The sequence below is a fragment of the Exiguobacterium sp. s128 genome (assembly GCF_018618815.1).
In the GTDB taxonomy this organism is placed as follows: Bacteria; Bacillota; Bacilli; order Exiguobacteriales; family Exiguobacteriaceae; genus Exiguobacterium_A; species Exiguobacterium_A antarcticum.
On the sequence record NZ_JACSMT010000122.1, the window covers coordinates 1 to 205 of the forward strand.

1 pseudogene is annotated in these 205 nt (G+C 48.3%); it reads right to left on the reverse strand.

Annotated features, from left to right (window positions below):
- A pseudogene (locus tag KNQ13_RS16090) lies at positions 1–205 on the reverse strand (IS200/IS605 family element RNA-guided endonuclease TnpB); the annotation flags it as partial.

The following is a 205-nucleotide window of genomic DNA, read 5'->3' on the forward strand; positions in this document are numbered from 1 at the left end:
ATCCAATCGAGACTTCAGGAAGCTGGTTTTTGCCTTGGATGTTGGTCTTGTACGACTGGACGGGATGGCGCTTGGACTTGAATCGAGGGTGTTCGTTCTGCTTCTTGAAGAAGCGATCAAACGCATCAGCAAGATGTTTGACGCTGATCTGAACAGATGTGCTATCGACTTCCTTCAACCAGTCGAACTCCTGCTTCAACAAAGG